5 protein-coding genes and 1 pseudogene are annotated in these 9,803 nt (G+C 73.7%); 4 read left to right on the top strand and 2 right to left on the bottom strand.

Features of this window, described 5'->3' with window-relative positions; genetic code table 11:
* Positions 1 to 509, top strand: a 509-nt coding sequence (locus ABZ914_RS39150; protein ID WP_500199559.1) for a hypothetical protein, incomplete at its 5' end; no start/stop codon positions are given.
* 20 nt (positions 510 to 529) lie between these two features.
* Here the strand turns inward: ABZ914_RS39150 and lysX are convergent.
* Entirely contained in the window at positions 530 to 3,817 is a 3,288-nt protein-coding gene (lysX, locus tag ABZ914_RS39145) for a bifunctional lysylphosphatidylglycerol synthetase/lysine--tRNA ligase LysX (RefSeq protein WP_500199557.1), read from the bottom strand.
* A 197-nt stretch (positions 3,818 to 4,014) separates the two neighbouring features.
* Between lysX and ABZ914_RS39140 the strand changes: the two genes are divergently transcribed.
* From ABZ914_RS39140 to ABZ914_RS39130, 3 genes are read left to right on the top strand one after another with little or no spacing between them, the layout of a single operon-like run.
* Positions 4,015 to 5,949 carry a serine/threonine-protein kinase gene (locus ABZ914_RS39140; protein WP_500199555.1) on the top strand — a complete coding sequence of 645 codons (1,935 nt, stop codon included), beginning with the start codon at positions 4,015 to 4,017 and terminating at the stop codon, positions 5,947 to 5,949.
* Positions 5,949 to 7,661: a serine/threonine-protein kinase gene (locus ABZ914_RS39135; protein ID WP_500199553.1), complete on the top strand. Its 1,713-nt coding sequence runs from the start codon at positions 5,949 to 5,951 to the stop codon at positions 7,659 to 7,661. The genes ABZ914_RS39140 and ABZ914_RS39135 overlap by 1 nt, the downstream gene beginning before the upstream one ends.
* A 22-nt stretch (positions 7,662 to 7,683) precedes the next feature.
* Positions 7,684 to 9,057: a serine/threonine-protein kinase gene (locus tag ABZ914_RS39130; protein ID WP_500199551.1), complete on the top strand. Its 1,374-nt coding sequence runs from the start codon at positions 7,684 to 7,686 to the stop codon at positions 9,055 to 9,057.
* Positions 9,058 to 9,094: 37 nt separating this feature from the next.
* On the opposite strand, the pseudogene ABZ914_RS39125 reads toward ABZ914_RS39130, so the two are convergent.
* Positions 9,095 to 9,803 (bottom strand): annotated as a pseudogene (locus ABZ914_RS39125) (hypothetical protein); the annotation flags it as partial.

Genomic DNA, 9,803 nt, shown 5'->3' with positions numbered 1-9,803 from the left:
CCGTTGGATGTGCCGCGCGGGGGCGCCGCACCACCTGGCCAAGTGCAACCGGGAGGTCTACGAGTTCGCGGTGGACGTGCTCGACCTTCCCGAGGACTCTCGACGGCGCGGACGCGGCGGCCCGCGAGTGCCGGGCGGAGCTGGACGCCCGCGGCCTGCCCGGCGACGCCGAACTGGCGGCCGAGCTCGCCGCCGCGCTCGACGGGAGGCCGTCCGGCCTGGAGGCGCTCCCCGTCGACCTCGGCGCGGTCGCGGAGGCGCTGGAGGCCGACCCGGCGGAGGGCCTCTGGCTGCTCGACCTGGACCGCGGCGACGTCCTCGCGCCCGACGAGCCGTACCGCGACGAGCCCTACCGCGACGAGCCCTGCGGTGCCGAGCCGGGCGGCGGCGGCCGCCACCTTCCGATCCCGCCCGGGGCGCCGGCGGGCGCGCCGGAGGAGGAGCGCAGGGGCCGGGCCCGCCGCTGGCTCGCCGGCCAGGGCCTCCGGCCCGCCCCCCGCGCCCTCTAAAGCTCGCGTCCTCCAGAGGCTCAGTAGCCGGGCCGGACCAGCGGGAACGGGATCGTCTCGCGGATGCTGCGGCCGGTGAGGGTGATCAGCAGCCGGTCGATGCCCATGCCCATGCCGCCCGCCGGGGGCATCGCGTACTCCAGGGCGCGCAGGAAGTCCTCGTCCAGCTCCATCGCCTCGGGGTCGCCGCCGGCGGCCTGCAGGGACTGCTCGGTGAGCCGCTGCCGCTGCAGGATCGGGTCGATCAGCTCGGAGTAGGCGGTGCCGAGCTCCATGCCGAAGACGATCAGGTCCCACTTCTCCGCGAGCCGCGGGTCGACGCGGTGCGGCCGGGTCAGCGGCGAGGTCTCGGCCGGGTAGTCGCGGACGAAGGTCGGCGCGGTCAGCTGCTCCTCGACCAGCTCCTCGAACAGCTCCTGGACGATCTTCCCCTGCCCCCAGGCCGGGTCGAAGTTCAGCCCGACCCGCTCGGCGTGCGCCCGCACCGCGGACACCGGCGTGTCGGGGGTGACCTCCTCGCCGAGCGCCTTGGACAGCGACTCGTACACGGTGATCTCGTGCCACGGCTCGGCCAGGTCGTACTCGACGCCGTCGCGGACGACGACGGTGGTGCCGAGCGCAGCGTTCGCCGCGTCCACGACGAGGGAGCGGGTCAGCTCCGCCATCGTGTCGTAGTCGCCGTACGGCTCGTACGCCTCCAGCATCGTGAACTCGGGGTTGTGCTTCTGCGACACGCCCTCGTTGCGGAAGTTGCGGTTCAGCTCGAAGACCCGGCCGACGCCGCCGACGAGCAGCCGCTTGAGGTACAGCTCGGGGGCGATCCGCAGGTAGAGCTGCATGTTGTAGGCGTTGATGCGGGTGGTGAACGGCCGGGCGGTCGCGCCGCCGTGGACGGGCTGCAGCATCGGCGTCTCGACCTCGAGGAACCCGCCGGCGCGCAGCCGGTCGCGGACGGCGGCGATGGCGTCGCCGCGCATCCGCAGCATCCGGCGCGCCTCGTCGTTGACGATGAAGTCGACGTAGCGCTGCCGGACGCGGGCCTCCGGGTCGGACAGGCCGGTCCGCTTGTTCGGCAGCGGCCGCAGGCACTTGGCGGTCAGCTGCCAGCAGGACGCGACCACCGACAGCTCGCCGCGCCGGGACGTGGCGACCTCGCCGCGCACGCCGACCTGGTCGCCGAGGTCGACCAGCGCCTTCCAGTGCCTGAGCGACTCCTCGCCGAGCGCGTCCCGCGTCAGCATGACCTGCAGGTCGGCGGTCTCGTCCCGCAGCGTCACGAAGATCAGCCGGCCGTGCTCGCGGGCCAGCACGACGCGCCCGGCGACCGCGACCTGCTCGCCGGTCCGCGTGTCGGGGGCGAGGCCGGCGAACCGCTCGCGGATCCCGGCGGCGAAGTCGGTGCGGTCGAACCCGAGCGGGTAGGGCTCCATCCCGGCGGCGCGGATCTGGTCGAGCTTGGCGTGCCGGACCCGCTCCTGCTCCGACAGCCGCCGGTGCGGGGCGCGGGCGGCGTCCGCGGCCTCCTCGATCCGCTTGATCTCCTCGACCAGGTCGGGGGAGGGGACCATGGCGGCGGCACGGTCCAGTTTGGGGCGGTTCAGGTTCGGCAGGAAGCCTTCGGCGCGGGCGTAGGCGAGCCCGAGCCGGATGATGTGCCGGCCCTGCGTGTAGCAGATGTAGCGGGGCCGCCAGTGCGGCAGGTACTTGGCGTTCGACAGGTACAGCGACTCCAGCTGCCAGAACTTCGACGCGAACGACAGGAACCGGTAGTAGAGCCGGGAGACGGGCCCGGCGCCGATCTGGGAGCCGCGCTCGAACGCCGAGCGCAGCATCGCGAAGTTCAGCGACAGCTGCTGGGCGCCGACCGCGGCGGCCTTCTCGGCGAGCTTGGCGACCATGTACTCGTTCAGGCCGTTCTCGGCGGCCCGGTCGCGGCGCATCAGGTCGAGGGACAGCCCGCTGCGGCCCCACGGGACGAAGCTGAGCAGGCCGCGCAGCTCCCCGTTGGCGTCGAACGCCTCGACCATCACGCAGCGCCCGTCGGTCGGGTCGCCGAGCCGGCCGAGCGCCATGGAGAAGCCGCGCTCGGTCTCCTCGCCGCGCCAGGCGTCGGCGCTGCGGATCAGCTTGGCCATCTCCCAGGCGGGGATCTGCGCGTGGCGGCGGATCCGGATCGTGTACCCGGCCCGCTCGACCCGCCGGACGGCCTGCCGGACCTGCCGCATCTCCCGGCCGTCCAGGTTGAACTCGGTGAGGTCGACGATCGCCTCGTCGCCGAGCTCCAGGGCGTCGAACCCGTGCCGCTTGTAGACGTGCGCGCCGCGCTCGCCGACGCTGACGGCGCCGGGGATCCAGGCGTGCTCGCGGCACTCCTCCAGCCACGCCTCGATCGCCTGGTCCCACGACTCGGGGTCGCCGAGCGGGTCGCCGCTGGCGAGGGAGACAGAACCTTCGACCCGATAGGCGATGGCGGCCTTGCCGTTCGGCGCGACCATGACGTCCTTGTCGCGGCGCAGCGCGAAGTAGCCGAGGGAGTCCTGCTCGCCGTACTCGGCGAGCAGGCGGCGCGCCGAGAGCTCCTCGGGCGGGCTGAGGACGGGGTCGCGGCGGCCCGGCTTGAACAGCGCCCAGAACGTGGCGATCATCAGGCCGGTGCCGAGCACCCACAGGATCGCGTCGACCCAGAACGGGACGGACACGTCGATCGGCTTGCCGGTGACGCGCGGCCCGAGGACGGTCTGCAGGACCGCGTAGAACGGGTGCGTCCAGAAGCCGCCCTTGGGGTTGGTGTCGGTGAGGGTGACCAGGAACGTGCCGATACCGCAGGTCACGACCAGCAGGCTGGTGAAGACGGTGGCGGCGAGCCGCCGGTTCGCCCGGTCGGGCAGCGTGGTGAACTGGCCGCGGGCGGAGACCAGCAGGCCGAGGACCGCCAGGTACACGCCGGCGGTGACGAGCTGGCCGATGGAGGTGGGCTCGGACGGGTCGAACAGGGTCGTCAGCACCGTGCTCACGCCGACCGCGGCGGGCAGGCAGAAGATCAGCACGAGGATCCGCCAGGCGGCCTTCTTGCGCCGCCGGATGCCCATCGAGAGCAGGATCCACAGCAGGCCGATCGGCACGCTGGGGAACCAGCCGAGGTAGCCGATCCACCGCAGGGCCCAGATATCGGCTATCTCGAGGATGAGACCATAGGAGACCCAGGCAAGGAGCGAGAGGATCCCGGAGAGACGGGTGTACCAGAAGAAGATGGTCGGCGCGGCCTGCAGCAGGCGGCGCCATTCGCCCAGTAGGCCCTTCTCCGCCATGGTCCCCCCGTCGCCGTGCGTGGCCCTGTTGGTCGTACCGGGCTTATTCATACCGGGTGTCACACGCACCACGCTCCCGTCCGGGCCCGCCCGCCCGGTGGCGAACCTCGGCGCGGCGCCGGACGTCGTACGGGTGGGGGGATGTCGCTTGCAAGCTCGATCCAAGGTTGTCAGCAAAAGTCGATATGGTCGCGGATATGCCAAATGAGACCACCGGTGAGCGGTTGCTCGCCCGCCGCTACCGCCTGGTGACCCAGGTCGGCCGAGGCGGCATGGGGACGGTCTGGCAGGCACACGATGAGGTCCTCGGCAGAGACGTCGCGGTGAAGGAGGTCATCCTGCCGCATGGTCTCACCGATGAGGAACGCGCTGTCCACCATAAGCGTACGTTCCGTGAGGCGCGCACCGCGGCACGGCTCGGCCATCCCGGCGTCGTCACCGTGTACGACGTCGTGGAGGAGGACGGCCGGCCCTGGATCATCATGGAGCTGATCAAGGCCCGCTCCCTGGACCAGGTGATCAAGCAGGAGGGGCCGCTGGAGCCGCACCGCGCCGCGGAGATCGGCCGCCAGATGCTGGCCGCGCTGCACGCCGCGCACCAGGCCGGGGTGCTGCACCGCGACGTCAAGCCGAGCAACGTGCTGATCACCGGCACCGGCCGGATGGGCGAGCGCGCCGTGCTCACCGACTTCGGCATCGCCACCGCGTCCGGCGACGCCACCCTCACCCAGACGGGCCTGGTCATGGGCTCGCCCGCCTACATCGCTCCCGAACGGGCCCGCGGCCGCACCGCGGGCCCCGCCTCCGACCTGTGGTCGCTGGGCGTCACCCTGTACGCGATGCTGCACGGCAAGTCGCCGTTCGAGCGCTCCGAGCCGATGGCCGCGCTGGTCGCGGTGATCTCCGACGAGCCGGACCCGCCGGAGAAGGGCGGCCGGCTGACCCCCGTGATCGAGGGCCTGCTGCGCAAGAACCCCGACCAGCGGATGGAGGCCATCGAGGCCGGCGCGCTGCTGGACGACATCGTCCGCCAGGAGACCATCGACACCCAGCGGACGATGGCCGTCGAGTACCCGGTCGAGGAGGCGCCGGGCGGCGCCCCCGGCAGCACGATGCCCGACCCGTACGAGGAGCCGGAGCCCGAGCCGCCCGCGGGCGCGACGCGGGCGGCGCCGTGGGCGGGCGGCCAGGGCGTGGCCGCGCCGCACGCGGAGTCCCCGGAGGCGCGTCCCGACCAGCTGACCCGGTTCGACGTCCCGTCGGGCGCCACCGCGCGCGCCGACCCGAACCGTCCCGACCCGAACCGCGCCCCTCCGAACAGGGCCGACCCGAACCGGCCCGACCTGACCCGGGCCGACCCGAACCGCACCGAACTGGACGGCGCCACGGCGTGGTCCGCCGGGCCCGAGACCCGGCCCGTCGAGAGCCCGCCGCCCGGCGGCCCTGCGGCCCCCTCGGGGCGGCCCGCGCTGGCCTCCAACCGCAACGTGCTGATCGTCGCGGGGCTCGTGCTCCTGGTGATCGTGGTGATCGCCGGGATCGCGTGGGCGAGTTCCGGCGACGACAAGCCGAAGAAGGGCGCCGGGGCGCCGCCGGCGGGCGGGCACCCGTCCGCGCCGGCGACGTCGGCGAGCGCGTCGGCCTCGGCGAGCGCCACCCCGTCGAGCACGGCGCCGCCGGCCGGCTTCCGCACCCACAAGGACGGCTCGGGCTACTCGGTGGCGGTCCCCGACGGCTGGACCGGCCCCGAGCACAAGGGCACCAGCGACTTCTTCTACGCCCCGGGCAGGCGGACCTACGTGCAGATCGACCAGACCGACAGCCCCGGCAAGAGCGCCATCGGGGACTGGCGGCGGATGGGGAGCGGCACCGGCTTCCCCGGCTACCGGAAGATCAAGATCACGCCGACCGGCGACCACCCGCCCGTCCCCGACACCGGCAACGGCGACCGGTCGGCGGACTGGGAGTTCACCTTCGACGGCGACGGCGGCCGGATCCACGTCCTGAACCGGGGGTTCGTCACGAACGGGCACGGCTACGCGATCCTGCTGCGCGCTCCCCAGGACGCCTGGGACCGGACGTTCTCCGAGTTGCAGCCGGTGTACCAGTACTTCAAGCCGGCGGAGGGGTGATGGTGGAAGGTCGCCTGCTCGCGGGGCGCTACCGGCTGCTGTCGGTGGTGGGACGCGGCGGCATGGGCACGGTCTGGCGGGCCCTCGACGAGACCCTGGACCGGGAGGTCGCGGTCAAGGAGGTGCTGCTGCCGTCCGGGCTGAGCGACGAGGAGCGCCACACCCGGCACCAGCGGACGCTGCGCGAGGCGCGCGCCTCGGCGCGGCTGAACCATCCGGGCGTCGTGACCGTACACGACGTCGTGGACGAGGACGACCGGCCCTGGATCGTCATGGAGCTGGTCCAGGCGCGCTCGCTCCAGGACGTCGTGGACGAGGACGGCCCGCTGCCGCCCGGACGGGTCGCGGCGGTCGGCCGGCAGATCGTCGGGGCGCTGCGCGCCGCGCACGCGATCGGCATCCTGCACCGCGACGTCAAGCCCGCGAACGTGCTGGTCGCCGACGACGACCGGGCGGTGCTCACCGACTTCGGCATCGCGCAGATGGCGGGTGACGCGACGCTGACCGGCACCGGGCTGATCATGGGGTCGCCGGCGTACATGTCGCCGGAGCGGGTCAACGGCGACCGGGCGATCCCGGCGTCGGACCTGTGGGCGCTCGGCGCGACGCTGTACGCCGCGTGCGAGGGCAAGGCGCCGCACCACCGCAGCGACGCGATGGCGGTGCTGGCGGCGGTGATGACGCAGGACGTGCCGCCGCCGAAGAACGCGGGGCCGCTGGCGCCGGTGCTGCTCGGGCTGCTGGAGCGCGACCCGGTCCGGCGGATGAGCGCGGAGAGCGCCGAGGAGGCGCTCGCCGCGGTCGCGTCCGGGCACGCCCTGGACCAGGCCGCCGCGCAGCTCGCCTGGAGCCACGTCACGGTCGCCGACGGTGCCGGAGCCGCCTCCGGGGGCGCCGGGGGCGCCGGTCTCGGGACGGGGCCGACGCAGTCCGCGCCGCCTCCCCCTCCGGTGCCGAACCAGCACGTCCCGGTGCCGGACATGACGGCGCACTACCCGTCCGGGACGGACGGGCAGCAGTGGACGCCGATGCACGGCGGGCCCGGCACGGTGGGCGTCCAGCCGAAGCGCCGGTCGCCGGTGCTGCCGATCCTCGCGGGGTCGGTCGTCCTGGCGGCCGCGGTCGCGGCGGCCGTGCTGATCTTCTGGCCGCACAGCGGCGGGGACCACCCCGATCCCACCCCGACGACGGGGCAGCCCGTCGCCGGGGGGGCGAGCGATCCGGCCACGCAGTCGCCGGCGTCGCAGCCGCCGACGTCGTCCGCGCCCATCTGGCCCGCGGGCCTCAACAAGGTGAATGGCCCCGGCTACTCGATCGGCGTGCCGCCCGGCTGGCAGCGGTCGACGACGAGCCGCGGCGTCGTGTGGTCCGACCCCGCTACCAAGGCTTACATCCAGGTCGACAAGACCGCGTGGACCGGCGACCCGGTCCAGCACTGGGCGACCTGGAAGGACCAGGCGATCGCGGACGGCTTCCTGAAGAACTTCCAGCAGGTCGGGGAGATCAAGCAGTCCAGCGTGGGGGGCGTCCCGGCCGCCGACATCGAGTTCACCTGGTCGCGCCTCGGCGGCACCCACGCCGTCGACCGGGGCGTGATCGTGAACGGCCAGGCATACGCGGTCGTGGTGGCGCTACCCTCGTCCCAGTGGAGCGAGAAGGCACATCTCGTGAAGAATGTGCTCAGCACGTTCTCTCCCTCAGGGGTGGGATGAACACTGGGGGGACCGTAAACAGATGGCACAGGCACGTCTGCTCGGCAACCGCTACCGGCTGGACTCGGTGGTCGGCCGCGGCGGGATGGGCACCGTGTGGCGCGCCTTCGACGTCATGCTCGACCGCGAGGTCGCGGTCAAGGAGGTCGTCCTCCCTCCCGGGCTGAACGACGCCGAGCGCGCCGTCCTCTACGAGCGGACGTTCCGCGAGGCGCGGGCGTCGGCGCGGCTGAACCATCCGGGCGTGGTGACCGTCCACGACGTGGTCGAGGAGTCGGACCGGCCGTGGATCGTGATGGAGCTGGTCCTCGCCCCGTCCCTGCAGGACCTGCTGGACCGCGGGCCGCTGGAGCACCGCCGGGTCGCCGAGATCGGGCTGCAGATGCTGGGCGCGCTGCGGCACGCGCACGAGAAGGGCATCCTGCACCGCGACGTCAAGCCGAGCAACGTGCTGATCACCGACTCGGGGCGGGTCGTGCTCACCGACTTCGGCATCGCGCAGGTCGAGGGCGACACGACCCTCACCCAGACGGGCCTGGTCATGGGGTCGCCCGCGTACATCCCGCCCGAGCGCGCGCAGGGTGAGCGCGCGGTCCCGGCGTCCGACCTGTGGGCGCTGGGCGCGACGATGTACGCGGCGGTCGAGGGCCGCTCCCCGTACGAGCGCTCGGACGCGATGGCGTCGCTGGAGGCCGCGCTGTCCGAGCCGGTCCCTCCGGCGCGCAACGCGGGGCCGCTCGCCCGCGTCCTGGACGGCCTGCTGGCGCGCGAGCCGATGAACCGGATGACGGCGTCGCAGGCGCAACCCCTGCTCACGCAGGTCGCGACGGCGCCTCCGCCGCCGGTCACGAGCGCCGACGACACGGTGATGGACGGGCCGTCGCGCTACTACGGCGCCGACGCCGCGTCGGAGACCGTCCTCGACCCGGACGAGTTGGACCCGGTGACGCGCCGCGATCCGGGTCCCGGCCAGGGCAGCGGGCGCGACCTCTATCCGTCGCAGCGCGGCCCCGGCCCCGGTCCTGGTCCCGGCCCCGGCCCGGGCCCCGAGCAGGAAGAGCGGACGCTCCTGGAGACCGAGTGGGTGCCGCCGCCGCAGCAGCGCCCGCCGACCTCGCACTCTCCGCAGCGCGTACCGCGGACGCCGCCGCCGTGGGAGCAGCCGCCGCACTTCGCGAACTGGCAGCAGCCCCCTCCGCCGCCGTCCGTGCACGGCGTCCGGCAGGCGGAGCGCCGCAAGACGATCATGATCATCGTGGTCGCGGTGGTCCTGGTCGTGGCGGCGGTGCTGCTCGGCGCCTTCATCCTGCGCCGCAAGCTGCACGTCGACGCGATCGGCTTCGCGAGTCCCGGCCACACGGCCACCATGGCCGTCATCAGCCTGGTCCTGCCCTGACGCCCCGGCCCCGGCCGCGCCGGCGCGGCCGCCCGCGTCAGGTCGTGATGCCGAGGCCGCTGATCCGCGCGCCGTTCGCCGTCACCGAGGGCTGCTCGGACACCACGTCCGTCATGACCATGTACGGCAGGGTGAGCGGCGGCGGCTGCTCCGGGGTGAACGTCAGCGGGATGCCGAGCAGCTTCGACGACATCTTCGTGGTGTACATGACGACGTCGCCGGTGAGCGTGAGCGAGCCGGTCTTGATCCGGCCGGTGACGCCGCCGTGCGCGGCGGTCTGGTCGACGTCCTTCAGGACGGCCTTGGACATGGTGAACTTCAGCGCCCGCACCGTCCCGGAGGCCGAGGGCAGCGACGCGACGCCGTCGTAGCTGAGGCCCGACATCGTCAGGGAGCTCGCCCGCAGCGTCCCGGTGTCGCTGTAGATGCGGGAACCGGACGCGGCGGCCTTCGCGGTGGCCTGGTCCCCGGCCTTGAGGCACGCGCCCGGGTCCTTGCTCGACTGGATCTCCTGGAGCAGCTTGGCGGCCTGGTCCTGGGACAGCCCGGAGCCGTTCGCCGGGACGGCCGGGCACGACGGCGAGGCCGAGGGCGACGGTGACGCCGACGGCGTGGCCGACGGTGACGCCGAGGGGGCCGGGGCGGCGCCGGCGGACGGGGTCGCGCTGGGGGTGGCGCTCGCGGTGGGGGCGGGCGTCTGCGCCGCCTTGGCGGCCGGGGACGGGCTGGAGGACGCGCTCGCGGAC

Source organism: Spirillospora sp. NPDC046719, from assembly GCF_040645715.1.
GTDB lineage: Bacteria > Actinomycetota > Actinomycetes > Streptosporangiales > Streptosporangiaceae > Spirillospora.
This window is presented reverse-complemented; position numbering and strand designations above follow the sequence as displayed.

Bases quoted from the DNA above. Each gene is read 5' to 3' on its own strand.
- lysX (WP_500199557.1), bottom strand. From the start codon at position 3,817: ATGGCGGAGAAGGGCCTACTGGGCGAATGGCGCCGCCTGCTGCAGGCC.
- ABZ914_RS39140 (WP_500199555.1), top strand. From the start codon at position 4,015: ATGCCAAATGAGACCACCGGTGAGCGGTTGCTCGCCCGCCGCTACCGC.
- ABZ914_RS39135 (WP_500199553.1), top strand. From the start codon at position 5,949: ATGGTGGAAGGTCGCCTGCTCGCGGGGCGCTACCGGCTGCTGTCGGTG.
- ABZ914_RS39130 (WP_500199551.1), top strand. From the start codon at position 7,684: ATGGCACAGGCACGTCTGCTCGGCAACCGCTACCGGCTGGACTCGGTG.